The sequence below is a fragment of the Hydrogenophaga pseudoflava NBRC 102511 genome (assembly GCF_001592285.1).
Lineage (GTDB): Bacteria > Pseudomonadota > Gammaproteobacteria > Burkholderiales > Burkholderiaceae_C > Hydrogenophaga > Hydrogenophaga pseudoflava.
In genome coordinates this window covers 106,555-132,681 of the sequence record NZ_BCWQ01000006.1, presented here as the reverse complement: position 1 = coordinate 132,681, position 26,127 = coordinate 106,555, and the positions used below count along the sequence as shown (strand labels likewise).

The window sequence follows — 26,127 nt, the reverse complement described above, 5'->3', positions numbered from 1 at the left end:
GGGGGCGGGGCGCGTCAGCGCGCCAGCCAGAGGCGCACCCGCAGCCCCCAGCCGCTGGTCAGGCCCACGGTCGGCCAGCGCAGCTCGCCTGTTGGCGTGATCACGGCAAAGGCCGGCACGGCGCCGAAGCCCAGCGCGCCCGGGATGGCCGACTGCGGATCGACCACGGTGTGCCAGGCCAGGCCGCGCGAGGCCATATAGCGGGACACCTTCTCGGGCGGCCCGGACTGCATGGCGACGGTGATCACCGGGTGGTCCTGCGTCAGGCCGTTCACCGTGCCCTGGATGGTCTTGCAGATCGGGCACCAGTCGGCCCAGACGTAGAGGCCGATGTTCCGGCCGGGGTGAGCCGCTTGCAGCGCGGCGATCTCGGCGCGCAGGCTGCTGGGCCGCGCGCCGCCGCCCGCCAGCACCGCCAGCGGTGCGTCCAACGCCGCACCGGGCAGCGGGCCACCGGCCACATCGCGCGTCTGCCAGAGCTGCACCGCCAGCAGCACACCCGCGAACAGCGCGAGCGTGCCCAAGTGGCGCTTCCAGTCGCGCCGCAGGCCCGCCGCCCACGCACGTAGGCGGCTGGACAAGCTCATGCGTGGAACAGTTCGAGCAGGCGATCCAGCCCGCCCATGTCGATGGCCACCTTGGCCTGGGCGCGCACCTTGGGCTTCGCGCGGTAGGCCACCGACAGGCCTGCCACGCCCATCATCTCCAGGTCGTTGGCGCCGTCGCCCATGGCGATGGCCTGCGCCGGCGAGCAGCCGATCAGGCTGCAGGTGCGCAGCAGGGTTTCCTTCTTCATCGCGCCGTCGCAGATGTCGCCCCAGCTCTGGTCCAGCATGCGGCCGGTGAGTTGGCCGTTCACGATCTCCAACTGATTGCTGCGCGCGAAATCGAGCGCCAGGCGGTCGCGCAGGCGCTCGGCGAAGTAGGTGAAGCCGCCGCTGACCAGCAGCACCTTCAGCCCGGCGGCCTTGCAGGCCAGCACCAGCTCGGCCGCACCGGGGTTCAGGCGCAGGCGCGAGCGGTAGACGTGTGCCAGGTGTTCCTCGGTCACGCCTTTGAGCAGGGCGACGCGCTGGCGCAGGCTCTCCTTGTAGTCGGTGATCTCGCCGCGCATCGCGGCCTCGGTGATCGCCGCCACTTCGGCCTTGCGGCCCGCGGCGTCGGCGATCTCGTCCACGCATTCGATATTGATCAGCGTGGAGTCCATGTCGAACGCGATCAGTTTGAAGTCGCGCAGGTTCAGGGGCGGCTGGACGCCCTGCACGGTCAGGCCGGGGGCGAATTCGATGGAGGAAGTCATCCCGGAATTATCGCGGGAGCCGGGACGACGCCCCGATCAGGACTTGGCCGCCGGCAGCACCTTGGAGATGGTGCCGATCTGCTTGCGCAGGTCCGGCCCCACCAGATCGGCCACCGACTGCTGGTCGCTGGTGACGGTCAGGCCCTGGGCCTGCAACTTGGCCTTGAGGTCCTCGGTGCTGGTGCCGGCGACCTGGGCCAGCACGCTGATCGGGGCTTTGGCCAGTGCACGCACCGGCGGCGCGAAGCCGGGCTCGCTGCCGCTGCTGCCCCCCGCCGGAATGAAGCTCAGGGCCAGGACCAGGGCGAACGCACCGATCACCACCCGGCCGGTGGTCTGTTTCAGGTAGCGCTTGAACGCGGGCATGTTCAGCAGCACGTGCAGGCCGACCCCGATCACCATGGCCCAGCTCAGCCATTCGTGGGCGGTCTTGTTCAGGCCCGAGTCGAGGTGGAAGAACATCAGCACGCCGGTGACGGCGGACAGCAAAAAGGCGCCCATGACGACGGGCGTGATCCAGGGGCGTTGGGCGGACAGGTTCATTGTTTTCTTCCTTCAAGTTGAAAGCTCCGATGCTGGAGCCTCTGTGTTGAAGTCTGGTCGCCGCTGTGTGAACGGCTGGTGAACGTCGGCCGGTGCTGCTCCTGTTTTTGATGCAGATCAAGCCGCGCCGGCAGTGGCTTCCGTCTTCAGCGGCTGGCCCAGCGAGCGCAGCACGTCGCGCACCATCTGCACCCGGTCCTTGACCTCGGGCAGGGCGCGCTCGATGCGCAGCTTCTCGTTGCCGGCCAGCTTGATGTGCCGGTTCTTCTGGATGAGCTCGATGATGCGCATCGGCTCGATCGGCGGGTTGGGGCGGAACGTGATGTTGATGACACCCGGCGCGGCATCGACCTTGACCACGCCGTAAGGAGCTGAAAGCACGCGCAGACGGTGCACATCGATCAGGGTCTGCGTCTGCGGTGGCAGCTTGCCGAAGCGGTCCACGATTTCTTCGAGCAGGCCGTCGACCTGGTCGGCCGTCTTGGCCGTGGCGAGCTTCTTGTAGAAGGATAGGCGCAGGTGCACGTCGCCGCAGTAGTCGTTGGGCAGCAGGGCGGGGGCGTGCAGGTTGATGTCGGTGGTCACCGACAGGGGCGACAGCAGGTCCGGCTCGCGCCCTGCCTTGAGCGCCTTGACGGCCTCGCTCAGCATCTCGTTGTAGAGCTGGAAGCCGACCTCGAGCATGTTGCCGCTCTGGTTTTCGCCCAGCACCTCGCCGGCGCCGCGGATCTCCAGGTCGTGCATGGCCAGGTAGAAGCCGCTGCCGAGTTCCTCCATTTGCTGGATCGCGTCCAGCCGCTGCGCGGCCTGCTTGGTCAGGCCCTCGATGTCCGGGACCAGCAGGTAGGCGTAGGCCTGGTGGTGGCTGCGGCCGACGCGGCCGCGCAGCTGGTGCAGCTGGGCCAGGCCGAACTTGTCGGCGCGGCTCATCACGATGGTGTTGGCCGTGGGCACGTCGATGCCGGTCTCGATGATGGTCGAGCACAGCAGCAGGTTGTAGCGCTGCGCCACGAAGTCGCGCATCACGCGCTCCAGGTCGCGCTCGGGCATCTGGCCGTGCGCGATGGCGATGCGCGCTTCGGGCAGGATTTCTTCGAGCTTCTGCTTGCGGTTCTCGATCGTCTCGACCTCGTTGTGCAGGAAATAGACCTGGCCGCCGCGCTTGAGCTCGCGCAGCACGGCTTCACGAATCACGCCCGTGCCCTCGTTGCGCACAAAGGTCTTGATCGCCAGGCGGCGCTGCGGCGCGGTGGCGATCACCGACAGGTCGCGCAGGCCTTCGAGCGCCATGCCCAGCGTGCGCGGGATCGGCGTCGCCGTCAGCGTGAGCACGTCCACCTCGGCGCGCAGCTGTTTCATCGCCTCCTTGTGGCGCACGCCGAAGCGGTGTTCCTCGTCAATGATGAGCAGACCCAGGTTCTTGAACTGGGTCTTCTCCGACAGCAGCTTGTGGGTGCCGACCACGATGTCCACGCTGCCGTCGTTGATGCCCTTCATCGCAGCGGTGATTTCCTTCTGTGAGCGGAAGCGGCTCATCTCCGCCACCTTCACCGGCCACTTGGCAAAGCGGTCCACCAGAGTCTGGTAGTGCTGCTCGGCCAGCAGGGTGGTGGGCGCCAGAAACGCCACCTGCTTGCCGCCGGTGACGGCCACAAACGCAGCGCGCAAGGCGACCTCGGTCTTGCCGAAGCCCACATCGCCGCAGACCAGGCGGTCCATGGGCTGCGGGCTGATCATGTCCTGGATCACGGCGTGGATTGCGGCCTTCTGGTCGGCCGTCTCTTCGAAGCCGAAGTCGTTGGCGAAGATCTCGTAGTCTTGCGCCGAGAAGCGGAATGCATGGCCCTGGCGCGCGGCGCGGCGGGCGTAGATGTTCAGCAGCTCGGCGGCGGCGTCGCGCACCTGCTCGGCCGCTTTGCGCTTGGCCTTTTCCCACTGGCCACTGCCCAGCTTGTGCAGCGGCGCCTCGTCGGCGCTCACGCCGGTGTAGCGGCCGATCAGGCTGAGCTGGCTCACCGGCACGTACAGCACGGCCTTGTCCGCGTATTCCAGGTGCAGGAATTCCTGCAGCGCGGGCGTGCCGTCGGGGTTCTTGTCGCCCATGTCCATGTTGATGAGCCCGCGGTAGCGCCCGATGCCGTGCGCGCTGTGCACCACCGGGTCGCCCACGTTGAGCTCGCTCAGGTCCTTGATCAGCGCATCGACGTCGCTGACCTGTTCCTGCTTCTTGCGTCGGCGCGTGGTCGGGCCGGCGGCGAACAGTTCGGTCTCGGTGACGAAGTCGATGCCGGCTTCCAGCCAGGAGAAGCCCACTGTCAGGCCCGCGGTGGCGATGCCGACCTTCTCGTCGCTGGTCTGGAACTCGGCCAGCGAATCGAAGGCCGGCGGGTTCAGGCCACTGGCGCGCAGGAAATCCAGCAGGCTCTCGCGCCGTCCGTCGCTCTCGGCCAGCAGCAGCACCCGGTGGGCGGTGTTGCGGATGTGGCCGTGCAGGCGCGACAGCGGGTCTTCGGCACCACGCACCGCGGCCAGCTCGCCCAGCTTCTGCGCGAACGCGTTGTCGGCGATGTCTTCCACCGCGGGCCGGATCGCCAGTTGGGCATGCGCATTGGCCTCGCCGTAGAACTGCTCTATCGACAGGAACAGGCTCTCGGGCGGCAGGGCGGGGCGGTCGGGGTCGCCCTTGACCAGGCGGTACCGGTCCTGCGTGTCCCGCCAGAAGCGCTGGAAGGCGGGCTCCAGGTCGCCGTGCAGCACCACCGTGGCTTGCACGCCGAGGTAGTCGAAGACCGTGGCGGTCTCTTCAAAGAACAGGGGCAGGTAGTACTCGATGCCGGCGGTGGCCACGCCGTTGCCCATGTCCTTGTAGATGCGGCTCTTGGTCGGGTCGCCTTCAAGCAATTCGCGCCAGCGGCTGCGGAAGCGCGCGCGCGCCGGCTCGTCCATCGGGAATTCGCGGCCGGGCAGCAACCGCACCTCGGGCACTGGGTAGAGGCTGCGCTGGCTGTCGGGGTCGAAGGTGCGGATCGAGTCGATCTCGTCATCGAACAGGTCGACGCGGTAGGGCACCTGCGAGCCCATGGGGAAGAGGTCGATCAGGCCGCCGCGCACCGCGTATTCGCCGGGACTCACCACCTGCGTCACATGGCTGTAGCCGGCGAGCGTGAGCTGGCCCTTGAGCTTCGCTTCATCGAGCTTCTGCTTGACCTTGAACTGGAAGGTGTAGCCCGCCAGAAACGAGGGTGGCGCCAGCCGGTACAGCGCCGTGGTGGCGGGCACCAGCACCACGTCGGCACCGGTGTCCTTGTCACGCTGCTGGATGCGCCAGAGCGTGGCCAGGCGTTCGGAGATCAGGTCCTGGTGCGGCGAGAAGGCGTCGTAGGGCAGGGTCTCCCAGTCGGGGAAGAGGGCGCAGCGCAGTTCGGGCGAGAAGAACGCCATTTCGTCCATCAGGCGCTGCGCATCGGTCGCGTCGGCGGTCACGATGGCTACGGGCCTGCCAGCGGCTTTCTCGCGCGCCGCCAGTTGCGCGAGCAGCAGGGCATCGGCCGCGCCGACGGGACGGGGCAGGTGGAAACGTTGGCCGGGTTTGAGCTTGGGCAGGTCCATGGATTCAGTCGCAAATGACGAAAACCCCCCGGTCGTTGGGACAGGGGGGTGAAGTGGGGGATTCTAGAATGCCCGGACCGATCATGAGTGCTTTCCAAAACACCCCGACCTCTGTGCGCTGCCACGCGCTGCTGCCTTGTGCCGGCACCGGCTCGCGCGCGGGCACCGCTGGCCCCAAGCAGTACCAGACCGTCGCCGGCCTGCCCATGGTGCTGCACACCCTGGCAGCGTTCAGCGCGGCTCCCCGCATCGAGCAGACGGTGTTGGTGGTGGCGCCGGACGACCGCTTCCTGAGCGTCGATCAGCCCGATCTGCGGCTCGCGCGCTGTGGCGGCGCGACCCGTGCGCACAGCGTGTACAACGGACTGGATGCCTTGAGCGCCAGAGGCGCGGCCGACGACGACTGGGTGCTGGTGCACGACGCGGCGCGATGCCTGATCACACCGCAGCAGATCGAGGCGCTGATCAGCGCCTGCGAGGGCGACCCGGTGGGCGGGCTGCTCGCACTCAAGCTGCCCGACACGTTGAAGACCGAACGCGAGGGACGCGTGGCCACCACCGTGGACCGCTCGGACAAATGGCTGGCGCAGACCCCGCAGATGTTCAGGCTCGGCATGCTGCGAAGCGCGCTCGCCGCCCAGGCCGACAGTGGCTTCGCCGGTGTGACCGACGAGGCCAGCGCCATGGAGATGGCCGGACACCGGCCGCTGCTGGTGCCGGGCAGTGCGCAGAATTTCAAAGTGACCTACCCCGAAGACTTCGCCCTCGCCGAGGCCATTCTTTCAAGCCGAACATGAGCGCAGCCACCATCCCCCCGTCCATTCCATTTCGCATCGGTGAAGGCTGGGACGTGCACGCCCTGGTGCCCGGACGGCCGCTGATCATCGGCGGCGTGACCATCCCCCACACGGCCGGCCTGCTGGGCCATTCGGACGCCGACGTGCTGCTGCACGCCATCACCGACGCCCTGCTGGGCGCGGCGGCGCTGGGCGACATCGGGCGTCACTTCCCAGACACAGACCCGCGTTTCAAGGGTTCCGATTCCATCGTGCTGCTGACCGAAGTCGCTCGGCGCGTGCGCGAGGCGGGTTTCGAGATCGGCAACATCGACAGCACGGTGGTGGCCCAGGCGCCCAAACTCGGCCCGCACATTCCGGCCATGTGCGCGCGCATAGCCCAGGCGCTGGGCCTGCCCGTGGAGTCGGTCAATGTGAAGGCCAAGACCGCCGAGAAGCTGGGCCCGGTCGGGCAGGGCCTGTCGATCGAGGCCCGGGCGGTTGCCTTGCTGGTGCGCCGGCCGGGCTGATCCCGGTTTGCATCAGGCGGTTTTGCCGACCGGCAGCTTGATGTGGGCGGCCAGCCCGCCGGAGCTGCTGTTGGCCAGCGCGAAGCGACCGCCCATGCGGGCAATGGCGCGCTCGACGATGGCCAGGCCCAGGCCTGTGCCGGTGGCGGCGCTGCGCGAGGCGTCGCCACGGAAGAAAGGCTGTGTGAGCTGGCTCAGCATCTCGGGATTGACACCTGGGCCGTGGTCGCGCAGCTTGACCAGCACCCATTGGTCCTTGGTCTTGGCGCCAATGTCGATCTCGGCCACACCGGTCGTCTGGTTGCGGCCATAGCGCACGGCGTTCTGCAGAAGGTTGGAGAACACGCGGTTGAGTTCAACCGCATCGCCCATGACCCAGGTGTCGTCAGGAATGCTGGTCTTCACCGCCACGTCGGGCTGGTTGCCCAGCGCAAACACGGCGGCCTCGATGACCTCGTTGAGGCTCACGCGCTGAGGCTCCATGTGGTCCGGCCGTGCGTAGTCGAGGAACTTGTCGATGATGGCATTGACCTGTTCGATGTCGGCCGACATGTGCTCTCGCGCTTCCGCGTCGGCAACACTCATCTCTGTCTCCAGACGCAGCCGCGCCAGCGGCGTGCGCAGGTCGTGCGAGATGCCGGCCAGCATCAGGGCGCGGTCCTGTTCGATCTTGGACAGCCGCTGCGCCATCTGGTTGAACCCGATGTTCACCTGCCGGATTTCACTCGTGGCCACGGCCTCGTTGAGTCGGCTGGAGTTGAAGTCGCCGTCTCGCACACGGCTCGCGGCAAACGACAGCTTCTGCAGCGGCCGGTTGATCAGGCGTGCAATGAGCGCAGCACCCATCAGCGAAAGCACGGCGGCGGTGGCGAGCCAGATCAGCCAGGTCTTGCCGGTCACCAGTTCCACCCGAGACGGGTCGGCCTGCAGCCAGTACGGGTCACCGTCGATGGAAAAACCGATCCAGAGACCCGGCGTGCCGTTGACCTCGCGAGCGACCACGGTGTCAGGGCCCAGCCTGGCGCTGAGCTGGGCGCTGACCGTCCTGCTGAGTGAGTCCGCGTCGTAGAGCCGGAACTTGTCACCCGGCTCACGAGGGGCGATCCTCACCTTCTCCTCGTCGGCCATGGTCTTGACCAGCGACACACGGGCAATCGAGTCGGAGTGCACGAGTGCCGCACGGCTGAGGTTCACCAGGGAAGCCAGCTGTTGCGCACTTTGCAGCGTGCGCGGCTCGTATTCCAGCGCCCGGAATGTCTGGAGCCATGCCACGATGCAGCCCACCAGCAGCAGCGACAGCAAGAAAAAGGTGCGCCAGAACAGGCTCACCTCGCGCGCGGGTTTGCTCTCCAGCGGAGCGGACGCCGTCTCCAGCGCCGCCGGCTCGGTTTCGAAGGTGGGGACCCGCGATTCGTCGATCATCAGGCGTTGCCGTCCGGCACGAACACATAGCCCACGCCCCAAACCGTCTGCAGGTAGCGGGGCGACGCAGCGTCCTCTTCAATCAGCTTGCGCAGGCGGGACACCTGCACGTCCAGGCTGCGGTCAAATGGTTCGAACTCCCGGCCGCGGGCCAGTTGCGCGAGCTTCTCTCGGGACAGCGGCTGGCGCGGATGGCGCACCAGGGCCTTGAGCATGGCGAACTCGCCCGTGGTCAGTGGCAAGTCGGCGCCGTCCTTGCGCAGGGTGCGCAGGCTCAGGTCGAACTCGAACGGACCAAAATTGACCACCTCCGCATCCTGCGAGGGGGCACCCGGAACTTCGGCCGGAGGGCGGCGGCGCAGCACCGCATGGACGCGGGCAAGCAACTCGCGCGGGTTGAACGGCTTGCCCAGGTAATCGTCGGCGCCCACCTCCAGGCCGACGATGCGGTCCACGTCCTCGCTTTTGGCGGTCAGCATGATGATCGGTGTGCGGTCGCCGTTGGCGCGCAGGCGCCGGCAGATCGACAGGCCGTCCTCACCCGGCATCATCAGGTCCAGCACGATCAGGTCCACCGCCTCGCGCTGCAATACTCGGTTCAGTGCCTTGCCGTCCTCGGCCAGCATGACCTCGAAACCTTCCTGCATCAGGTAACGGCGCAGCAGGTCGCGGATGCGGACGTCGTCATCGACCACCAGGATCTTGTTCGGGCGGGTGGTGTTTTGTGGCATGGAAGCAACTCCCGGTAAATGTAACAAAGGCGATTGTGGCAGCGCCAAGTGCTTGTCAGGGCTTGTTTTTTGGTTTTTTGACAGGCTGTTACATCTGTTGCCCGACCCCCGCACACCGTTACCAGAGGCCCGCTCAGAATGCCTTCATCGTTCAGTTCAGCCAGAACCATGATCAACCATAAATACTCTGTGTCCGCGATGCTGCTGGGGGCGCCATTGCTCTCTGCCGCGTTGGAGTTGCGGGAGCAGCCTGCCCAGCCCCTGGCCTCTGAGCCTGTGGCGGTGTCGCCCGCCGAGATCCAGGAAGGACGCCCGGTGACCACACGGTTGCGCGATTCCCTGCGACAGCCGCTCAGCGATGGCTATGCCGCCAGCAAACCATTTCGGCTGTCTCCTGAAGAGCGGCAGCGCATGCGCGAACAGCTTCGCGGTCTGCCAGAGCAGTCCGCTCAATCAAAATAGCCGGCTATGAACAAATATCTGCGGGTGGCATCGTCGTGTCACCAGGCGGGCGTGCTCGCCTTGGTTTTTTCAGGGTTTCTGGGTGCTGGTGCTGCTTTTGCCCAACCTTTGCCTGCAGTCGCTCCGGTCAATGTGGTGGTGGTGTCTGCCAGCGCACAGCTTGAAGTGCCTCAGGACTGGGTCACGATGACCCTGAGCACCTCGCGCGATGGCAGTGATGCTGCTGCAGTGCAGAGCCAGTTGCGACAAGCGGTTGATGCCGCTCTGGCGGTTGCCAAGCCACAGGCCTCTGCTCAGCAACTGGAGGTGAAAACAGGATCGTTTGGTGTGTATCCGCGCCATGGCAGCAACGGACGTATCGTGGGCTGGCAGGGATCGGCGGAGCTGGTGCTGGAGGGGCGGGACTTTGTCCGCATCAGCACCACCGCGGGGAAGATCACTTCCATGGGCGTCGGCAACGTGGCCTTCTCGCTGTCCCGCGAAGCGCAACAAAAGCTCGAGTCCGAGGTTCAGGCATCGGCCATTGAGCGTTTCAAGGCCAAGGCAGTCGAGGTGGCCAAGGCCTTCGGCTTCGAGGGTTACACCCTGCGGGAGGTGTCGGTCAGCCCCGCTGACCAGGGCGAGCGACCGATGTACCGGATGCGAGCCGCGTCGGTGGCCCAGGCGCCTGCCGACGCTTCCATTCCTGTCGAGGCGGGCAAGAGCCTGGTCACGGTCTCGGTGTCGGGCTCGGTCCAGCTGCGCTGAGGTTCATTGCGCCACCCAGCCACCGTCCATGTTCCAGGCCACGCCACGCACGTTGGCGCCGGCTGGTGAGCAGAAAAACACCGCCAGTTCGCCCAACTCCTCGGGGGTGGTGAACTGCATCGATGGCTCCTTCTCGCCCAGCAACTGCTTCTTGGCGTCCTCGTTGGTAAGGCCAAGTGCCGCAGCCTTGGCATCCACCTGTTTCTGCACCAGCGGTGTCAGCACCCAGCCAGGACAGATTGCGTTGCAGGTCACGCCGGTGGTCGCGTTTTCAAGGGCGGTCACTTTGGTCAGGCCGACCACCCCATGCTTGGCCGCAACGTAGGCCGACTTCTCCGCAGACGCGACCAGACCGTGGACCGAGGCCACATTGATGATGCGTCCCCAGTTCGCTGCGCGCATGGCGGGCAGCGCCAGGCGGGTGGCGTGGAACGCACTGGAGAGATTGATGGCGATCACCGCATCCCAGCGCTCGACCGGGAAGTCCTCCACGCGCGCCACATGCTGGATGCCGGCGTTGTTCACCAGGATGTCGACCTGGCCAAAGCGGCTGGCCGCGAACTTCATCATGTCTTCAATCTCGGCCGGCTTGCTCATGTCCGCGCCGTGGTAGGCCACCTGCACACCCAGGGCTGCGATCTCTGCCTGCGGGCCTTCAGAGTCACCGAAACCATTGAGAACAATGTTCGCACCCTGTCGAGCCAGCGCCTTGGCGATGCCCAGTCCAATGCCGCTGGTCGAGCCGGTGACAAGGGCGGTTTTGTTGGCAAGCATGAGGGATCTCCAGTTCCATTACGATCGGTTGAACAACATGCAAACCATTATCACGGAGTCCGAGGAATGAGCGGTTCCAGCCAGATGCCAGAGCTGCGGTTCGTCGATGTTCCCGGGCCTGTCGCCAACAGCGGCCAGCAGCGCCGGCTGGCGTACTGGGACTGGATGCCGCAACATGGTGCCGATGCCCACCGCGTCGTGGTGTGTGTGCATGGGCTGTCCCGTCAGGGTCGTGACTTCGATGTGCTGGCGTCCGCCCTGACCGCGCAGGCGCGCGTCATCGCCGTGGACGTTGCCGGTCGCGGATTCAGCGACTGGCTTGCCGACCCGATGACCTATCAGGTGGGAACCTACGCAGCGGATGTGGGCAGCCTCATTGCCAGGCTGCGTTCCGAAAACCCCATGCTTCAGATCGACTGGATCGGCACCAGCATGGGGGGGCTGATCGGCATGGCCCTGGCGGCCCAGCCTGCCATGGGCTTCCGCAGGCTGGTGCTCAACGATGTCGGTCCGGTGCTCCAATGGGAAGCCTTGCGGCGCATCGGAACCTATCTGGGACTCAACCCCTCCTTTGCCAGCGAGCAGGAGGCTGCGGACTATCTGTGGTCGATCTCCACCGGATTTGGACCTCACTGCCAGCAGCAGTGGATGGCACTGTCCCGTCCCATGCTGCGCGAGCGGGAGGGGCGCTGGTGGCTGCACTACGACCCTGCGCTGGCCGTTCCGATCCGGGCGCTGACAGACATGGATGAATCTGTCGGTCGCCAAGTGGTGGCCGACGGGGAGGCTGCCCTGTGGGCGCTGTATGACGCCATTTCGGCCCCCACCCTGCTGCTGCGGGGCGCCGATTCCGACCTCCTGACGCGCGAGACGGCGAAGGCCATGTCTGAAAGAGGACCCCGCGCGCGTTGCGTCGAGTTTCAGGGTGTTGGACATGCGCCGACCCTGGTGGTGCCAGACCAGGTGGCGGCGGTGGTCGGCTTCCTGGAACAGGCCTGAGCGAACCTTTTCCATGCAGTATTCGACTTCTGTCCCTCCACCGCCGACGTCGGCCATCGTGGCCGCCACCTCGGACAGCTTCTTGCCACGGCAGGCCCAGGCTTTGGCACGTGCACGTGCCTTTGCAGAGCCCTTGCTGGCCAGCGAACAACTGGACACTGGCGAGAACATCCTCTCGCACGCCGACGCGGTCGCCACGGTGCTGCGCGACATCGGTGGGTCGGAGGCGATGCAGGCTGCGGCCTATCTGGTGTACGCCTGTCAGTACCTCAACAGGCCACAGGAGGTGATTGCCAAAGCGTTCGGCGAGAACTTCGCGGCACTCGCTCTTGAGACGACCAAGCTGGTGCAACTGCAGCGGCAGGCGCGCATCAAGTCGGCCGAGGTGCAGAACCGGAAGACAGGAGAGCGTCTGGCCGCGCAAGAGGCGGCCCTGCCAGTGGCGTCACCGGGCAAGGTGCCCGTGTCCGAACTGGCGGCCAGCCAGACCGAGAACGTCCGCAAGATGCTGCTGGCGTTTTCCCGTGACCTGCGGGTGGTGATGCTGCGGCTGGCATCGCGCCTGCAGACGCTGCGCTATTTCGCGGCATGCAAGGGCGACCCTGGTCTGGCCTTGGCCAGCGAGTCGCTTCATGTTTTCGCTCCACTGGCCAACCGGCTGGGCATCTGGCAGATCAAGTGGGAGATGGAAGATCTGGCCTTCCGTTTTCTTGAGCCACAGACGTACAAAGATGTCGCCCGTCTGTTGGATGAAAAGCGGGCAGAGCGCGAGGTTCACATCGAGCAGGTGCGGTTGCAGCTTGAGACGGACCTGCAAGGGCAGGGCATCCAGGCGTCGGTCCAGGGACGGCCCAAGCACATCTACAGCATCGTCAAGAAGATGCGTGGCAAGTCGCTGGACTTTGACCAGGTGTTCGACATCCGGGCGCTGCGGGTCGTGGTGCCTTCAACCGATGACTGCTACGCGGTGTTGGCGCTTGTGCACTCGCAGTTCACGCCTGTTGCGGAAGAGTTCGACGACTACATCGCCAAGCCCAAGGCCAATGGTTACCAGTCCTTGCACACGGTGGTGCGCGACGCGCAGGGCAGGGCATTCGAGATCCAGATCCGGTCCCAGGCCATGCACGACCACGCGGAACACGGGGTGGCCGCTCACTGGGCCTACAAGGAGGCGGGCACCAAAGGCTATGCGGGCGTGTCGGCCAGTTCCGAGTACGACGCCAAGATTGCGGTGCTTCGACAACTGCTGGCCTGGGAGCGTGACCTCAGCGGGGCGTCACCGGGCCTGTTCGACGACCGCATCTATGTCCTGACGCCGGATGCCGCCATCGTGGAGCTGTCGCAGGGCGCCACGCCCGTTGACTTCGCCTATTCGGTGCACACGAACCTGGGGCATCGCTGCAGAGGGGCCCGGGTGGACGGCGTCATGGTTCCGCTGAACACGGCGCTGCAGAATGGCCAGACCGTCGAGATCATCGCCGCCAAGGAAGGCGGCCCTTCGCGCGACTGGCTCAACCCTGAGCTGGGCTACCTGGTTGGCCACCGTGCCAAGAGCAAGGTCCGGGCATGGTTCAATCAACTGGCGATGGAAGAGACCGTTGCCCGGGGGCGTGAGGCGGTGGAGCGTCTCCTGCAGCGAGAGGGGCGCACGGCGCTGAGGTTCGAGGATCTGGCCAGCTCGGCGGGTCTTCCCTCGGCACAGGCGCTGTTCGAACAGGTGGGTAAGGACGAACTGTCGCTTCGCACGCTGGAAGTGCTTCTGCGGCAGGGAGATCAGCCTGTTGTTGAGGACATTCCACCGTGGTTGAAAAAGCCGCGTCCCGTGCGCTCGACCCCCAGCGGGGGCGTGCTAGTGGTCGGTGTCGACTCGCTGATGACGCAGTTGGCCAAATGCTGCAAGCCGGCGCCGCCCGACGATATCCGGGGGTTCGTGACCCGTGGCAAGGGGGTGAGCATCCATCGCAGCGATTGCAGCGACTTTGCCCATCTGCAGCGAACTAGTCCTGATCGGGTGATCGACGTGCAATGGGGTGGCGCTGTCTCTGGCGGGCGGGAAGGGGCTTCTGCGGTGTACCCGGTGGACGTTGCCGTGGAGGCGATTGACCGGCAGGGGTTGCTGAGGGACATTTCCGATGTGTTTGCACGCGAGAAGATGAACGTCATCGGGGTGCAGACGCAATCGGTCAAGGGCATTGCGTGGATGACCTTCACCATCGAGGTCACCGATGCGAGGCAGGTGTCCCGTGCGATGTCGGTGGTCGGGGACGTGGCAGGTGTGCGCATGGTCCGGCGCAAATGATTTGCGGGTTTGGACAAAACGTAGAATTCGCTGCTATACTGCGAGGCTTCGGACAGTTTGCAGGCGCGTAGCTCAGCTGGTTAGAGCACCACCTTGACATGGTGGGGGTCGTTGGTTCGAGTCCAATCGCGCCTACCAAACATCTCCGAAACGACAAGGGCCCGACATTGCGTCAGGCCCTTTTTCTTTGTGCGGCAGCCTGGCGCCATGGCATCATCTGCGATGCGCACAGGGAAAACCCATTTGGCAGCCTTGGGGAGACTTCCTAGAATCCGGCGCAACAGCAGCCTCCACAACGCGGGGGGCTCTCCGTCTTCACGTGAAGGTCCTGTAGTGCAAAAAAGCAAGGCCGATGCCCAAGGCTCCTCCCCGGATGCCGTGCGGGTCATCAAGAAATATCCCAACCGGCGCCTTTACGACACCGATACGTCGTCGTACATCACACTGGCCGAGGTCAAATCTCTTGTGATGGACAACGAGCGTTTCGTGGTGCGGGACGCCAAGACCAACGAGGACCTGACCCGCAGCATCCTGCTGCAGATCATTCTGGAAGAGGAGACGGCAGGCGTACCGATCTTCACCGAGCAGGTGCTGGCCAACATCATCCGTTTTTACGGTCACGCGATGCAGGACTTCATGGGGGCTTATCTGGAAAAGAACGTCCAGATATTCATGGATTTGCAGGCCAAGATGGCAGAACAGTCCAAGGGGCTGAATCCAGAGGTCTGGAAGCAGTTTATGAATGTCCAGTCTCCCATGATGCAGGGCATGATGGGAACGTATCTGGAGCAGTCTCGCAGCGCGTTCACGCAGATGCAGGAGCAGATGCAGAAGAACAGCGAGCAGATGCTGGCCGCTTTTGGCCTCAAGCGCTGACCCGGTCGGCCGGTCTGAGACAATCTGGGGATGAGTGAATCCCCTGTTTCCACCAGCGCCACGGCGCCCAAAGTAGGGTTTGTGAGTCTGGGTTGCCCCAAGGCCCTCACGGACTCCGAACTGATCCTCACGCAACTGAGCGCCGAGGGTTACCAGACATCCAAGACCTTTGCAGGTGCCGACATCGTCATCGTCAACACCTGTGGCTTCATTGATGACGCTGTCAAGGAGAGCCTGGACACCATCGGGGAGGCTTTGGCCGAGAACGGCAAGGTGATCGTCACCGGCTGCCTTGGCGCGCGCGAGGGCGATGGCGGTGGTAACCTGGTGCAGCAGATGCACCCGAGCGTGCTGGCGGTGACCGGCCCTCACGCCACCCATGAGGTGATGGAGGCAGTGCACAGGCACCTTCCCAAGCCGCACGATCCTTTTGTTGACTTGGTGCCACCCCAGGGCATCAAGCTCACTCCGCGCCATTACGCCTACCTGAAGATCAGCGAGGGCTGCAACCACCGCTGCACCTTCTGCATCATTCCGTCTATGCGAGGTGATCTGGTCAGTCGCCCGGTGGGTGATGTGCTGACAGAAGCGCGCAAGTTGTTTGAGGCCGGAGTCAAGGAGCTGTTGGTGGTCAGCCAGGACACATCGGCCTATGGTGTCGATGTGCAATACCGGACTGGTTTCTGGGATGGCAAGCCAGTGAAAACCAAGATGCTCGATCTGGTTCGCACGCTTGGTGAGTTGGCAAGAGGATTTGGCGCATGGGTGCGTCTGCACTACGTGTACCCATACCCCCACGTGGACGACGTGATTCCGCTGATGGCCGAGGGTCTGATCCTGCCGTATCTGGATGTGCCACTGCAGCACAGCCATCCCGATGTGCTCAAGCGGATGAAGCGCCCCGCCAGTGGGGAAAGAAATCTGGAACGCATTGCCCGCTGGCGCGAGATCTGCCCTGAGATCGTGGTGCGCAGCACCTTCATCGCAGGATTTCCCGGAGAGACGGAGGCTGAGTTTCAGCATCTGCTCGATTTCTTGGCCGAAGCGCGCATTGATCGTGCGGGTTGCTTTGCGTACTCGCCGGTGGAGGGGGCCGCAGCCAACGCACTGACTGATCCTGTCGCGGATGCGGTGCGGGAAGAGCGCCGCGCGCGCTTCATGGAGGTCGCGGAGGCGGTGTCCGCTGACAAACTGCGCTCCCGCGTGGGCTCGACCATGCAGGTGCTGGTGGATTCGGCGCCCGGCCTGGGTAAGAAGGGGGGTGTTGGCCGCAGTTACGCGGATGCGCCGGAGATCGATGGCGTGGTGCGACTGCTGCCACCAGAGAAGATCAGCAAGACGCTCAAGGTGGGGGAGTTCACTCGCGCGCGCATCGTTGCAGCGGACGGTCACGACCTCGTGGCTCAGCCGATTTGATGCAGCAAACAGAAAGGGCTTGCAAACGAATTGTTTGCAAGCCCTTGTGTTTGGTGCCCAAGAGAGGACTCGAACCTCCACGCCTCTCAGCGCTAGTACCTGAAACTAGTGCGTCTACCAATTCCGCCACCTGGGCATCTCAGGAAGCTCGCATTATAGCCTGCGGCTCAGCGCGTTTTGGCTGCGCTGTTTGCGGTCCAGATAAAAAAAGAAAAGGGCTTGCAAACTCTTCGTTTGCAAGCCCTTATGATTGGTGCCCAAGAGAGGACTCGAACCTCCACGCCTCTCGGCGCTAGTACCTGAAACTAGTGCGTCTACCAATTCCGCCACCTGGGCATCTCAGGAAGACAACTAGTATAACAGTAAAAAAACAGAACTCATAATCTTGAACGAAAAAAACAATCTTCTGGCCGAATTCGAAGGTGTCGTCTCCGGTCATCGCGACGGACACGGCTTTGTGATCCGTGATGACGGACAGCCCGACATCTATCTTCCTTCCAACGAAATGAGAGCGGTGCTGCACAAGGACCGGGTGAAGGCCCGCATCGTGCGGCTGGATCGCAAGGGCAGGCCCGAAGGGCGGGTGACCGAGATCATTGAGCGCCCTGCTGCCCCCATCATCGGTCGACTGCTGCAAGAGAGTGGCGTGTGGCTCGTCGCCCCTGAGGACAAGCGCTATGGCCAGGACGTCCTGATTCCCAAGGGGGCCACTGGATCGGCCAAGACCGGCCAGGTGGTGGTGGTCGAACTGACCGAGCCTCCAGCGCTGTATGGGCAGCCTGTCGGCCGTGTCAAGGAGGTGCTTGGCGAGATCGATGATCCCGGGATGGAGATCGAGATCGCGGTGCGCAAGTACGGTGTGCCGCACGAGTTTTCGGATTCGGCACTTGCCGAGGCCCGGGCATTGCCCGACAAAGTCCGGCCGGCCGACCTGAAGCATCGGGTCGATCTGCGCGACGTGGCCCTGGTGACCATCGACGGAGAAGATGCGCGGGACTTTGACGACGCGGTGTACTGCGAGCCAGCCAAGGTGGGGCGGGGCAAGGGTTGGCGTCTGCTGGTGGCCATTGCCGATGTGAGTCACTATGTGAAGACCGGCGCGCCGATCGACGTGGACGCGTACGACCGGGCCACTTCGGTCTATTTCCCTCGTCGCGTGATCCCGATGCTGCCAGAGAAGCTTTCCAACGGACTGTGCTCTCTGAACCCGGATGTGGATCGCCTGTGCATGGTCTGTGACATGCTGGTCAATGCCAAGGGTGAGGTGCATGCCTACCAGTTCTATCCGGCGGTGATGCACAGCCATGCGCGCTTCACCTACACCGAGGTGGCTGCGGTCCTGCAGAACACGCGGGGCCCTGAGGCTCAGAACCGCAAGGCACTGGTTCCGCACCTGCTGAATCTGCACGACGTGTACCGGGCGCTGGTCGCGGCCCGCAACAAGCGGGGGGCGGTCGACTTCGAGACGGTGGAAACGCAGATCGTGTGCGATGAATCCGGCCGCATCGAGAAGATCGTGCCGCGCACCCGCAACGACGCCCACAAGCTGATTGAAGAAGCCATGCTGGCGGCCAACGTGTGCTCTGCCGATTTCATTGGTCAGAGCAAACACGCAGGCCTGTTCCGTGTGCACGAAGGGCCGACGCCGGAGAAGCAGGAGACCTTGCGCAACTACCTCAAAGCCATGGGTGTTTCGCAGTCCATCAGCGACAACCCCCACCCGTCCGAGTTCCAGCAGATCGCCGAGGCGACCAAGGATCGGCCGGAGGCCCAGCAGATCCACAGCATGCTGCTGCGCTCCATGTCGCAGGCGATCTATACGCCGATGAATCAGGGGCATTTTGGTCTCGCGTTCGATGCCTACACCCACTTCACCAGTCCGATCCGGCGCTACCCCGATCTGCTGGTTCACAGGGTCATCAAGGCCATCCTGACCAAGCAGAAGTACCAGTTGCCCGCCTTGCCAACGCCTGGGGAAGCGCACGCCAAACTGAGCAAGCGCCTGGCCAGCCGGGCCCGCCCGCCCGTGGCTGGAGAGGCGGTGAAGAAGCCTTCGGCCGATCTGCTGGCCTGGCAGGCGGCCGGCTTGCACTGCAGCGCCAACGAGCGACGTGCCGATGAAGCCAGTCGTGATGTGGAGGCGTGGCTCAAGTGCAAGTACATGCGCGAGCACCTGGGCGAGGAGTTCGGTGGCGTCGTGACCTCAGTCACCAGCTTCGGACTGTTCGTGACGCTCGATGCGATGTATGTGGAAGGGCTGGTGCACATCACCGAACTGGGCGGAGAGTACTTCCGGTTCGACGAGGCGCGGCAGGAGCTCCGCGGGGAGCGAACAGGCATCCGGTACGCGTTGGGGTCCAGGGTGCAGGTTCAGGTGAGCCGGGTCGACTTGGACGGGCGTCGCATTGACTTCCGGCTTGTGTCGGGCAACGACGATGCCATGCTGCGGGCCATGCGCGACAAGACTGGCGGAGAGGGGGCGCCGGATCAAGGCGGGGGACGGCGTCTGCGTGAGCGTGAGGAGCGGGCGCAGGGCAAGGCAACTCCCCGGGAATCCACGGGGCCCGGCAAGGGCGCAACCGCCAAAGGAGGCGGGCGCAACAAGGAGGCCAGAGGTTCTGCGCGCGGTGGGGCGGGCAAGACGCGGAAGGGGCGTCGCTGATGGCCGCCGCGCTTTTTTTCGTTTTGGAGACGGTGTTTTTTCTGCTCATAGGAGCGGCGCTCCTGCGGGCCTGGATGAATCACCTTCGCATCAACATGTCGGCTCAGCCCGGCCGGTTCGCCATGGCGCTCACACACTGGCTGGTGGGACCAGTGCGCAAAATCCTGCCGCGCTCCATGTCCCAGAGCCCGATCGACTGGGGCAGCCTGCTGGCTGCGGTGCTGCTGGCCATTGGCTATGGCGGTTTGCGCCTGATGCTCGGTGCGGCACTGGCGCCGTCGTCCGTTGGTGTGGTCGCGCCCTTGGTGGCCATTCCGGGTTTGGCTTTTTATCTACTGATCCGGGTGTTGCTTCAGGGGCTTATCTTCCTGTTGCTGGTGTTTGCGGTGCTCTCGTGGGTGCAGCCAGGTGCACCGGTGATGGGCACGCTGGACCGGCTTTGCTCGCCCCTGCTGCGCCCCATCCGAAGGGTGGTGCCACAGATCGGCGGTATGGATTTGTCCGTGCTTGTGCTCATCGTCCTGCTGCAGATCGGGCTGATTTTGCTGGGGTGACGCGCCGGCTCAGCGCGCTCCACGAATGCACTCCACCAAGCGGTTGGCCGTGAGGGTCTGTTCATGGTGCACCACCCATTGGTCTGCCAATCTGCCATGACCTGACACGGCCTCAAGGACCGCCTCATAGGAGGGCGCTGATCGACTAGTGGAGTTCGCCAGTGAGGCTCCGATCCATCCGGCCAGGACGTCTCCTGTGCCCGCAGTGGCCAGCGCCGGATTGCCGCTGGCGTTGATCCGGGGTGTTTCGCCAGGCGCGTGAATCACCGTTCCAGATCCCTTGAGCACAGCGATCACGTTCAACTGCTCGCTGAGCAGACGCGCTGCGCCGAGGCGGTCCTTCATTACTGAAGGCGTGCTGGTCGACAGCAGGCGCGCTGCTTCAAGCGGGTGAGGGGTGACGACGGTGACCCAGTTTCGCGCGCTGCGCTCCACCACCAGGCGGCGGAGCGCGTCATCGCCAGCAACGGCGTTCAGCGCGTCTGCATCCAGGACCAGGGATGGGCAAGTCGACAGGATGCTGGGGAGATACTTGGCAATTGCCTGGCCGCCGCCGCAGCCGCACACCACAGTGGCTTGCCGTAACAAGGTCTCATCGGCGAGCAGCGTGTCTGTTTGCCTGAACATGAGCTCAGGACATTGGGGATCCCAGGAGGGCTGTTGTGCATCGGGAGAAAGAAGCCCGACATAGACCCGACCGGCGCCTGCGTGAAGTGCGGCCCGTGCGGCGAGGATGGCTGCCCCGGTCATGCCGGCACCGGAGGGCGCGAGACCCTGACCGCCGACCACGAGCACATCTCCTTGGCTTCCCTTGTGGGCCGCATGCGCCCGGCGCGTACGTGCATCGGTTGCGCCTTGAAGTATGGCGGCATATGCCGGGCAGTTGGTGGCTGTGGCTCCCAGTGTGTCCAGCCACACGGATCCCGCCTGATCTCGACCTGCGGCAGTGAACAGTCCTGGTTTGAGTGTCAGCAGAGACAGTGTGTGCCGGGGGCCGTTCGGTGTCGGTGCAGCAGGCCCCAGGTACTCTCCGGTGTCGGCCAGGAGGCCGCTGGGCACATCTACGCACAGCACTGTGGCGCTGGTTCGGTGCAGGCGGCGCAGATACTCGGCCATTTCACCAGCGGGGGGGCGAGTTGTTCCGATGCCCAGCAGGGCATCAATGGCCACGTCAAAATCATGCGGCGGCGAGGACGCTAACGTCACTCCACTTTCCAGAGCCAGGGTCAGGGCGTGCGCGGCATCTGGAGGCAACCGGCCGGGGTCACCGGTGAGCGTGGTGACGATCTCCGGCCGGCCCTGGCGGCTTTGGGCGTGCAGAGACAAGTGGCGAGCGGCCACCAGCCCATCGCCCCCGTTGTTGCCCGGACCGCAGGCGATCCAGATGCGGCGGGCGTGGGGGGCAAGGGCCATGGTCAGGTCGGCCACACTTCGTCCTGCACGGGCCATCAGCTCATGTGCCGGTAGGGATGCCGTCATGGCGCGTTCCAGCGCGCGCGTGGCTGTGCTGTCATGCAGTGGTTCGCTGCAGAGCGTCTCGATGCGCCGCATTCGAGTCATCGTTGTTTGCTGATGAGGCGGAGCGTCCGCATGGAATGCCTCCTCGTTGCGTTGAGCGTGTGCTTGACCCATGGTGGGGCGGCAAGACCAGTCCGTCAAGCGATTGCTGGCAGACTTCTTTGCGCCTGGAAGGCGGTGATGTCGACCTCGGGTGGCCGGCCAGACAACTGATTCGCTAGCACTTTGGCGCAGCCGCAGGCCAAAAGCCAGCCGTGCATGCCATGCCCCGCATTTATCCAGACGTCTGGCACGCCGGAGGGGCCAAGCAAAGGCAGTGCGTCAGGCGTTGTTGTCACTGTGCCGCTCCACTCTTGTACAGCGCCCGAGACTCCCGTCCTAAGCGCTCCCGGAAACCAGTCGCTTAGAGACTCGTACAGCGGTTTGAATGCGGCCCCGGCCCGGGGCAGTCGCGAAGCTCGGAGGGCAGGGCCGACTGCACGAACCCATTGTCCAGTGCGGGCGATCGTGATGCCCTGCTGGAGGTCGTGAATGGTCGCCGATGGCGCATCCAGGGGTTCGCGGATGAGCCCCGAGACCGCATGGGCAACCCGGGTTTCCATCGAAAGGTCCAGTCCGTATGGTTTCAAGAGCCCGCGTGTTGCTTCGCCTGCGCACAAGACGACGCCATCGAACGGTTCAATGGAGGCATCCTGCTGGGTGCTCAGCACACGGATGCCGCGCTGGCCGGGTATGTGCTGAATGCCCAGAACCTCGGTTGCGAACCGAAAGCGGCAGCCGGCGTGCTGGGCATGGGCCTTGAGTTGCAGCACGAACTGACGGCAGTTCGCAGACCACGTCTCAGGAACGACAAGCGAGCCTGCGAGCGTGATGTCGGGGTTCAGCGCCGCCTCAAGGTTTCTGGCATGTTCTGCGTCGGTCAGAAGGGACTTGCAGCCATAGTCCGCAAGGATGCTTTGCAATCGGGCTGCAACCGGGTGCACTGACGGGTCCCTCCACACGGTCATCAGGCCTTGCTGCTCACCGAAGGACGGCATCAGATGTTCGGACAGCTGTGAGAGCCGTTCGAGCGAGTGGCAGGCCATGGCCAGAAGGGCTGGTCCCGGATTGGGGTTGAAGGGTGACCGGTGGCCCAGCAGCTTCGACCACCAAGATTGTTGTCGCTCGTTCACCCGCTCCCATTCCAGGGCAGCACAAGCGGCCGTCCATTCTGGTGCGAGCAAGCCCCCAGGGGAGAAACTGGCTTCTTCTGCCGCTGTCTGGCGTCGCTCGAATACGGTGACCGAGTGCCCATCCTGGGCCAGTTCATAGGCGGTGGTGACGCCGACCACGCCTGCACCAAGCACGGCAAGCTTCAATCGCAGCTCCCGCTGATGTGGCGGGCAAAAGGAGGGCAGAAGCGATCGGCACAGTGCATGGATGGTCGGGGGGCGAGGAGTACGGTAAGGCGGTACGGCCAAGAATCGCCGTGCGCCAGGAGCGGTGCTGCTATAATTGACAGGCTTTGCTGCTGGTGGTCCATTGCTGGAGTACTGGTGTCAGGCAAATCCCAAACCAGCCTACCCAGGTGTTGCTTCGTAATGCCAAGACCCTGCAAAGGTCGGAAACGAAGCAATCGGGGCTGGATTTTAGACCCAACCTCTGGAATACATCATGTCGATCTCCATGCGCGAAATGCTGGAAGCCGGTGTCCACTTCGGACACCAAACCCGCTTCTGGAACCCCAAGATGGCCCCGTTCATTTTCGGCCATCGCAACAAGATTCACATCGTCAACCTCGAAAAGACGTTGCCGATGTTCGAGGAAGCTGCCAAGTTCGTGAAGCAGCTTTCCGCCAACCGCGGCACCATCCTCATGGTGGGCACCAAGCGCACCTCGCGTGACATCGTGGCGCAGGAGGCGCGTCGTGCTGGCGTGCCCTTTGTCGATCAGCGCTGGCTGGGCGGCATGCTGACCAACTTCAAGACGGTCAAGACCTCGATCAAGCGTCTGAAGGACATGCAGGCTCAAAAAGAAGCTGGCCTCGACAGCATGAGCAAGAAGGAGCAGCTCATGTTTGCTCGCGAAATGGAAAAGCTGGAAAAAGACATCGGCGGCATCCAGGACATGACCGCGCTGCCCGACGCCATCTTCATCATCGACGTGGGCTTCCACAAGATCGCCGTGTCCGAGGCTCAGAAGCTGGGCATTCCGCTGGTCGGCGTGGTGGACACCAACCACTCGCCCGTGGGTATTGACTATGTGATCCCCGGCAACGACGACTCGGCCCGTGCTGTGGCTCTGTACGCCCGTGGCATCGCTGATGCCATCCTCGAAGGTCGTGCCAACGCGGTGAACGATGTTGTCAAGGCCGTCGCTGCCGAAGGCGGCGACGAGTTCGTGGAAGTCAAGGAAGACGCGGCTGCCTGAGCCTCGCAGCCTGTGCGAAAGAGGGGCTCCAGTAGCCCCTTTTTCACAAGCAAAACCGATTAATGAACAGTGTGAGTCCGCGCTGCGGACCCGGACAACGGAGAACTGAAATGGCAATTACCGCAAGCATGGTCGCTGAACTGCGTGCCAAGACCGACGCACCCATGATGGAGTGCAAGAAGGCGCTGACTGAGGCCGATGGCGATATGGCCAAGGCTGAAGAGCTGTTGCGTGTCAAGCTGGGTACCAAGGCCGGCAAGGCCGCCAGTCGCGTGACCGCCGAAGGCGTGGTCGCTGCTGCCATCAGCGGCAATACGGGCGCCCTGATCGAAGTCAACTGTGAAACCGACTTCGTGACCAAGAACGACAGCTTCCTGGCGCTGGCCAGTGCTGCGGCCAAGCTGGTGGCCGATCACAACCCGGCTGACATCGAAGCCCTGGGTGCCTTGGCCTACGAGCAGGACGGCTTTGGCCCCACGCTGGAAGAAGTGCGCAAGGGCCTGATCGGCAAGATCGGCGAGAACATGTCTTTCCGTCGTTTCAAGCGCTGGGCCAACGGTGGTCAGCTGGCCTCCTACCTGCATGGCACCCGCATTGGCGTTGTGGTCGAGTTCGACGGTGATGCAACGGCTGCCAAGGACGTCGCCATGCATGTGGCAGCCATGAAGCCTGTGTCTTTGACTTCGGCTGATGTTCCTGCAGAACTGATCGAGCGCGAGCGTTCTGTGGCAGCGGCCAAAGCCGCCGAGTCGGGCAAGCCGGCCGACATCGCCGCCAAGATGGTGGAAGGTTCGGTTCAGAAGTACCTGAAGGAAGTTTCGCTCTTCGACCAGGTCTTCGTGAAGGCGGCCGATGGCAAGCAGACCGTTGGTGCGTACCTCAAGACTGCGAACACTGCGGTCAAGAGCTTCACCCTGTATGTGGTGGGTGAAGGCATCGAGAAGAAGGTCGACGATTTCGCCGCCGAGGTTGCAGCCCAGGTTGCAGCGGCCAAAGGTGCCTGAACCCGTCGCCGTATCTAGCTGATCATGACAACGGGCCGCAAGGCCCGTTGTCATATTCGGTCGCTGAATTTTCCGGTGTCTGGCGACGCTGGGCCTCGAATCACACGCGGCTCCTCGCTACACTTGCCGGTTGCACATACAACAAGAGTCGTCACACAGGAATTCTCATGCCGTCCTACCAGCGCATTCTTCTGAAACTCTCCGGTGAAGCCCTGATGGGCGACGATGCCTTCGGCATCAACCGCGCGACCATTGTCCGCATGGTCGAGGAGATTGCCGAAGTGACCCGTCTGGGCGTCCAGGTGGCCATTGTGATCGGGGGCGGCAACATTTTCCGCGGGGTGGCTGGTGGCTCCGTCGGCATGGATCGCGCCACGGCCGATTACATGGGCATGCTTGCCACCGTGATGAACTCGCTGGCGCTGGCCGACACCATGGACAAGGCCGGGTTGGTGGCCCGCGTGATGTCGGCGATCGCCATTGAGCAGGTGGTGGAGCCGTACGTGCGTCCCAAAGCCCTGCAGTATCTCGAAGAGGGCAAGGTGGTGGTTTTTGCCGCGGGCACAGGCAACCCGTTTTTCACAACCGACACGGCCGCCGCGCTGCGTGGCGCAGAGATCGGAGCCGAGATCGTGCTCAAGGCCACCAAGGTTGATGGTGTGTACACCGCCGACCCCAACAAGGACCCCAAGGCCACCCGCTACACAGCGTTGACGTTTGACGAGGCCATGGCCAAAAACCTTCAGGTGATGGATGCGACGGCCTTTGCCCTTTGCCGAGACCAGAAGTTGCCCGTCAAGGTGTTTTCGATTTTCAAGCCCGGGGCGCTGCGCAATGTGGTGCTGGGCGGGGACGAGGGAACACTCGTCCACGTCTGACCGACGCTTGGTACAGAGAACCTGTCTTCCATAGGAGCATTCATGAGCATCGCCGAGATCCGTCAGAACGCCGAACACAAGATGAACCAGTCGCTGGAGGCGCTGAAAACCAGCCTTTCCAAGGTGCGCACTGGCCGCCCCAACCCGCAGATCCTGGATACCGTGCATGTCGAGTACTACGGCTCCATGTTGCCGTTGTCACAGGTGGCCAACCTGTCCCTGCTGGATGCCCGAACCATCGGGGTTGCTCCCTGGGAGAAGGGCATGGGCGCCAAGATCGAGAAGGCTATCCGAGAGTCGGATCTGGGCTTGAACCCGGCCAGTCAGGGAGACCTGATCCGTGTGCCGATGCCTCCGATGACAGAAGAGCGCCGCAAGGAACTGACCAAGGTCGTCAAAGGCGAAGGCGAGGCCGCGAAAGTGGCTGTCCGAAACCTGCGTCGCGATGCCAACGAGCACGTCAAGAAATTGCTGAAGGACAAGCTGGTGTCGGAGGACGACGAGCGCCGTGCCCAAGACGACATCCAGAAGCTGACCGACCGGATGATCGGGGAGATCGACCGGATTGTCGCCTCCAAGGAACAGGACATCCTGGCGGTCTGATTCGCACCCGCCTTC

General features: G+C 64.0%; 23 protein-coding genes and 3 tRNA genes. 15 read left to right on the top strand and 11 right to left on the bottom strand.

Annotation, left to right across the window (positions count from 1 at the left end; genetic code table 11):
* Window positions 1-14: 14 nt before the first annotated feature.
* From HPS01S_RS09315 to mfd, 4 genes are all read right to left on the bottom strand, one after another.
* Complete coding sequence (locus HPS01S_RS09315; RefSeq protein ID WP_157576180.1) at window positions 15-587, bottom strand: protein-disulfide reductase DsbD family protein; 573 nt, start codon at window positions 585-587, stop codon at window positions 15-17.
* On the bottom strand, window positions 584-1,300 hold the full coding sequence (gene serB / locus HPS01S_RS09310) for a phosphoserine phosphatase SerB (RefSeq protein ID WP_066154405.1): 717 nt from the start codon (window positions 1,298-1,300) through the stop codon (window positions 584-586). The genes HPS01S_RS09315 and serB overlap by 4 nt, the downstream gene beginning before the upstream one ends.
* A gap of 36 nt (window positions 1,301-1,336) precedes the next feature.
* Entirely contained in the window at window positions 1,337-1,843 is a 507-nt protein-coding gene (locus tag HPS01S_RS09305) for a DUF4405 domain-containing protein (RefSeq protein WP_066154402.1), read from the bottom strand.
* 117 nt (window positions 1,844-1,960) lie between these two features.
* Window positions 1,961-5,452 carry a transcription-repair coupling factor gene (mfd, locus tag HPS01S_RS09300; RefSeq protein ID WP_066154399.1) on the bottom strand — a complete coding sequence of 1,164 codons (3,492 nt, stop codon included), beginning with the start codon at window positions 5,450-5,452 and terminating at the stop codon, window positions 1,961-1,963.
* A gap of 83 nt (window positions 5,453-5,535) precedes the next feature.
* On the opposite strand from mfd, the gene ispD reads away from it, so the two are divergent.
* Together ispD and ispF are read left to right on the top strand one after the other, a co-directional pair.
* Window positions 5,536-6,249 carry a 2-C-methyl-D-erythritol 4-phosphate cytidylyltransferase gene (ispD, locus tag HPS01S_RS09295; protein ID WP_066154396.1) on the top strand — a complete coding sequence of 238 codons (714 nt, stop codon included), beginning with the start codon at window positions 5,536-5,538 and terminating at the stop codon, window positions 6,247-6,249.
* Entirely contained in the window at window positions 6,246-6,758 is a 513-nt protein-coding gene (ispF, locus tag HPS01S_RS09290; RefSeq protein WP_066154393.1) for a 2-C-methyl-D-erythritol 2,4-cyclodiphosphate synthase, read from the top strand. The genes ispD and ispF overlap by 4 nt, the downstream gene beginning before the upstream one ends.
* Before the next feature lie 12 nt (window positions 6,759-6,770).
* Here ispF and HPS01S_RS09285 read toward each other — a convergent pair whose 3' ends face one another.
* Together HPS01S_RS09285 and ompR are read right to left on the bottom strand one after the other, a co-directional pair.
* Complete coding sequence (locus tag HPS01S_RS09285) at window positions 6,771-8,180, bottom strand: ATP-binding protein (protein ID WP_066154390.1); 1,410 nt, start codon at window positions 8,178-8,180, stop codon at window positions 6,771-6,773.
* Complete coding sequence (gene ompR, locus HPS01S_RS09280) at window positions 8,180-8,911, bottom strand: osmolarity response regulator transcription factor OmpR (protein WP_066154387.1); 732 nt, start codon at window positions 8,909-8,911, stop codon at window positions 8,180-8,182. Before ompR ends, HPS01S_RS09285 begins: the two co-directional genes overlap by 1 nt.
* A 168-nt stretch (window positions 8,912-9,079) precedes the next feature.
* Between ompR and HPS01S_RS21770 the strand changes: the two genes are divergently transcribed.
* Together HPS01S_RS21770 and HPS01S_RS09275 are read left to right on the top strand one after the other, a co-directional pair.
* Window positions 9,080-9,373, top strand: a complete 294-nt coding sequence (locus HPS01S_RS21770; RefSeq protein WP_127806285.1) for a hypothetical protein — start codon at window positions 9,080-9,082, stop codon at window positions 9,371-9,373.
* 6 nt (window positions 9,374-9,379) lie between these two features.
* Window positions 9,380-10,120: an SIMPL domain-containing protein gene (locus tag HPS01S_RS09275; protein ID WP_066154383.1), complete on the top strand. Its 741-nt coding sequence runs from the start codon at window positions 9,380-9,382 to the stop codon at window positions 10,118-10,120.
* Window positions 10,121-10,123: 3 nt separating this feature from the next.
* Here HPS01S_RS09275 and HPS01S_RS09270 read toward each other — a convergent pair whose 3' ends face one another.
* Window positions 10,124-10,894, bottom strand: a complete 771-nt coding sequence (locus HPS01S_RS09270) for a 3-hydroxybutyrate dehydrogenase (protein WP_066154381.1) — start codon at window positions 10,892-10,894, stop codon at window positions 10,124-10,126.
* 66 nt (window positions 10,895-10,960) lie between these two features.
* On the opposite strand from HPS01S_RS09270, the gene HPS01S_RS09265 reads away from it, so the two are divergent.
* The 5 genes from HPS01S_RS09265 to rimO all read left to right on the top strand — a co-directional run bounded on the left by HPS01S_RS09265 (window position 10,961) and on the right by rimO (window position 16,484).
* Entirely contained in the window at window positions 10,961-11,893 is a 933-nt protein-coding gene (locus HPS01S_RS09265; protein ID WP_084397217.1) for an alpha/beta fold hydrolase, read from the top strand.
* Between the two features lie 13 nt (window positions 11,894-11,906).
* The gene (locus HPS01S_RS09260; RefSeq protein ID WP_066154378.1) at window positions 11,907-14,192 is read left to right on the top strand and encodes a RelA/SpoT family protein; all 2,286 of its coding nucleotides are present in this window, start codon (window positions 11,907-11,909) and stop codon (window positions 14,190-14,192) included.
* 61 nt (window positions 14,193-14,253) lie between these two features.
* A tRNA-Val gene (locus HPS01S_RS09255) sits at window positions 14,254-14,330 on the top strand.
* A gap of 195 nt (window positions 14,331-14,525) precedes the next feature.
* A complete protein-coding gene (gene phaR, locus HPS01S_RS09250) occupies window positions 14,526-15,068 on the top strand; it encodes a polyhydroxyalkanoate synthesis repressor PhaR (protein ID WP_066154376.1) in 543 nt (180 codons plus the stop codon).
* A gap of 30 nt (window positions 15,069-15,098) precedes the next feature.
* Complete coding sequence (gene rimO, locus HPS01S_RS09245; protein ID WP_066154373.1) at window positions 15,099-16,484, top strand: 30S ribosomal protein S12 methylthiotransferase RimO; 1,386 nt, start codon at window positions 15,099-15,101, stop codon at window positions 16,482-16,484.
* 51 nt (window positions 16,485-16,535) lie between these two features.
* Here rimO and HPS01S_RS09240 read toward each other — a convergent pair.
* Both HPS01S_RS09240 and HPS01S_RS09235 read right to left on the bottom strand, forming a co-directional pair.
* Window positions 16,536-16,620 (bottom strand) — tRNA-Leu (locus tag HPS01S_RS09240).
* A 115-nt stretch (window positions 16,621-16,735) separates the two neighbouring features.
* Window positions 16,736-16,820, bottom strand: a tRNA-Leu gene (locus tag HPS01S_RS09235).
* A gap of 49 nt (window positions 16,821-16,869) precedes the next feature.
* Here HPS01S_RS09235 and rnr point away from each other — a divergent pair.
* Complete coding sequence (gene rnr / locus HPS01S_RS09230) at window positions 16,870-19,146, top strand: ribonuclease R (protein WP_066154370.1); 2,277 nt, start codon at window positions 16,870-16,872, stop codon at window positions 19,144-19,146.
* A complete protein-coding gene (locus tag HPS01S_RS09225; RefSeq protein WP_255284194.1) occupies window positions 19,146-19,700 on the top strand; it encodes a YggT family protein in 555 nt (184 codons plus the stop codon). Before rnr ends, HPS01S_RS09225 begins: the two co-directional genes overlap by 1 nt.
* A 9-nt stretch (window positions 19,701-19,709) precedes the next feature.
* Here the strand turns inward: HPS01S_RS09225 and HPS01S_RS09220 are convergent, their stop codons facing one another.
* Together HPS01S_RS09220 and HPS01S_RS09215 are read right to left on the bottom strand one after the other, a co-directional pair.
* Entirely contained in the window at window positions 19,710-21,251 is a 1,542-nt protein-coding gene (locus HPS01S_RS09220; protein ID WP_066154365.1) for a bifunctional ADP-dependent NAD(P)H-hydrate dehydratase/NAD(P)H-hydrate epimerase, read from the bottom strand.
* A gap of 104 nt (window positions 21,252-21,355) precedes the next feature.
* Window positions 21,356-22,576: an FAD-dependent oxidoreductase gene (locus HPS01S_RS09215; protein WP_169803935.1), complete on the bottom strand. Its 1,221-nt coding sequence runs from the start codon at window positions 22,574-22,576 to the stop codon at window positions 21,356-21,358.
* Window positions 22,577-22,871: 295 nt separating this feature from the next.
* On the opposite strand from HPS01S_RS09215, the gene rpsB reads away from it, so the two are divergent.
* The 4 genes from rpsB (at window position 22,872) to frr (ending at window position 26,112) form a co-directional block, all read left to right on the top strand.
* Complete coding sequence (gene rpsB / locus HPS01S_RS09210; RefSeq protein ID WP_066154354.1) at window positions 22,872-23,627, top strand: 30S ribosomal protein S2; 756 nt, start codon at window positions 22,872-22,874, stop codon at window positions 23,625-23,627.
* Window positions 23,628-23,737: 110 nt separating this feature from the next.
* Window positions 23,738-24,631 carry a translation elongation factor Ts gene (gene tsf / locus HPS01S_RS09205; RefSeq protein ID WP_066154352.1) on the top strand — a complete coding sequence of 298 codons (894 nt, stop codon included), beginning with the start codon at window positions 23,738-23,740 and terminating at the stop codon, window positions 24,629-24,631.
* 167 nt (window positions 24,632-24,798) lie between these two features.
* The gene (gene pyrH / locus HPS01S_RS09200) at window positions 24,799-25,509 is read left to right on the top strand and encodes a UMP kinase (protein WP_066154348.1); all 711 of its coding nucleotides are present in this window, start codon (window positions 24,799-24,801) and stop codon (window positions 25,507-25,509) included.
* 42 nt (window positions 25,510-25,551) lie between these two features.
* Window positions 25,552-26,112, top strand: a complete 561-nt coding sequence (gene frr, locus HPS01S_RS09195; RefSeq protein ID WP_066154345.1) for a ribosome recycling factor — start codon at window positions 25,552-25,554, stop codon at window positions 26,110-26,112.
* The last annotated feature ends 15 nt before the right edge of the window (window positions 26,113-26,127 follow it).

Coding starts and splice junctions, on each gene's coding strand:
- HPS01S_RS09275 (WP_066154383.1), top strand. CDS start 9,380: ATGAACAAATATCTGCGGGTGGCATCGTCGTGTCACCAGGCGGGCGTG.
- ispD (WP_066154396.1), top strand. CDS start 5,536: ATGAGTGCTTTCCAAAACACCCCGACCTCTGTGCGCTGCCACGCGCTG.
- ispF (WP_066154393.1), top strand. CDS start 6,246: ATGAGCGCAGCCACCATCCCCCCGTCCATTCCATTTCGCATCGGTGAA.
- HPS01S_RS09220 (WP_066154365.1), bottom strand. CDS start 21,251: ATGCGGCGCATCGAGACGCTCTGCAGCGAACCACTGCATGACAGCACA.
- mfd (WP_066154399.1), bottom strand. CDS start 5,452: ATGGACCTGCCCAAGCTCAAACCCGGCCAACGTTTCCACCTGCCCCGT.
- frr (WP_066154345.1), top strand. CDS start 25,552: ATGAGCATCGCCGAGATCCGTCAGAACGCCGAACACAAGATGAACCAG.
- HPS01S_RS09315 (WP_157576180.1), bottom strand. CDS start 587: ATGAGCTTGTCCAGCCGCCTACGTGCGTGGGCGGCGGGCCTGCGGCGC.
- pyrH (WP_066154348.1), top strand. CDS start 24,799: ATGCCGTCCTACCAGCGCATTCTTCTGAAACTCTCCGGTGAAGCCCTG.
- ompR (WP_066154387.1), bottom strand. CDS start 8,911: ATGCCACAAAACACCACCCGCCCGAACAAGATCCTGGTGGTCGATGAC.
- rpsB (WP_066154354.1), top strand. CDS start 22,872: ATGTCGATCTCCATGCGCGAAATGCTGGAAGCCGGTGTCCACTTCGGA.
- tsf (WP_066154352.1), top strand. CDS start 23,738: ATGGCAATTACCGCAAGCATGGTCGCTGAACTGCGTGCCAAGACCGAC.
- HPS01S_RS09270 (WP_066154381.1), bottom strand. CDS start 10,894: ATGCTTGCCAACAAAACCGCCCTTGTCACCGGCTCGACCAGCGGCATT.
- HPS01S_RS09265 (WP_084397217.1), top strand. CDS start 10,961: ATGAGCGGTTCCAGCCAGATGCCAGAGCTGCGGTTCGTCGATGTTCCC.
- HPS01S_RS21770 (WP_127806285.1), top strand. CDS start 9,080: ATGATCAACCATAAATACTCTGTGTCCGCGATGCTGCTGGGGGCGCCA.
- HPS01S_RS09260 (WP_066154378.1), top strand. CDS start 11,907: ATGCAGTATTCGACTTCTGTCCCTCCACCGCCGACGTCGGCCATCGTG.
- serB (WP_066154405.1), bottom strand. CDS start 1,300: ATGACTTCCTCCATCGAATTCGCCCCCGGCCTGACCGTGCAGGGCGTC.
- rimO (WP_066154373.1), top strand. CDS start 15,099: ATGAGTGAATCCCCTGTTTCCACCAGCGCCACGGCGCCCAAAGTAGGG.
- HPS01S_RS09225 (WP_255284194.1), top strand. CDS start 19,146: ATGGCCGCCGCGCTTTTTTTCGTTTTGGAGACGGTGTTTTTTCTGCTC.
- HPS01S_RS09285 (WP_066154390.1), bottom strand. CDS start 8,180: ATGATCGACGAATCGCGGGTCCCCACCTTCGAAACCGAGCCGGCGGCG.
- HPS01S_RS09305 (WP_066154402.1), bottom strand. CDS start 1,843: ATGAACCTGTCCGCCCAACGCCCCTGGATCACGCCCGTCGTCATGGGC.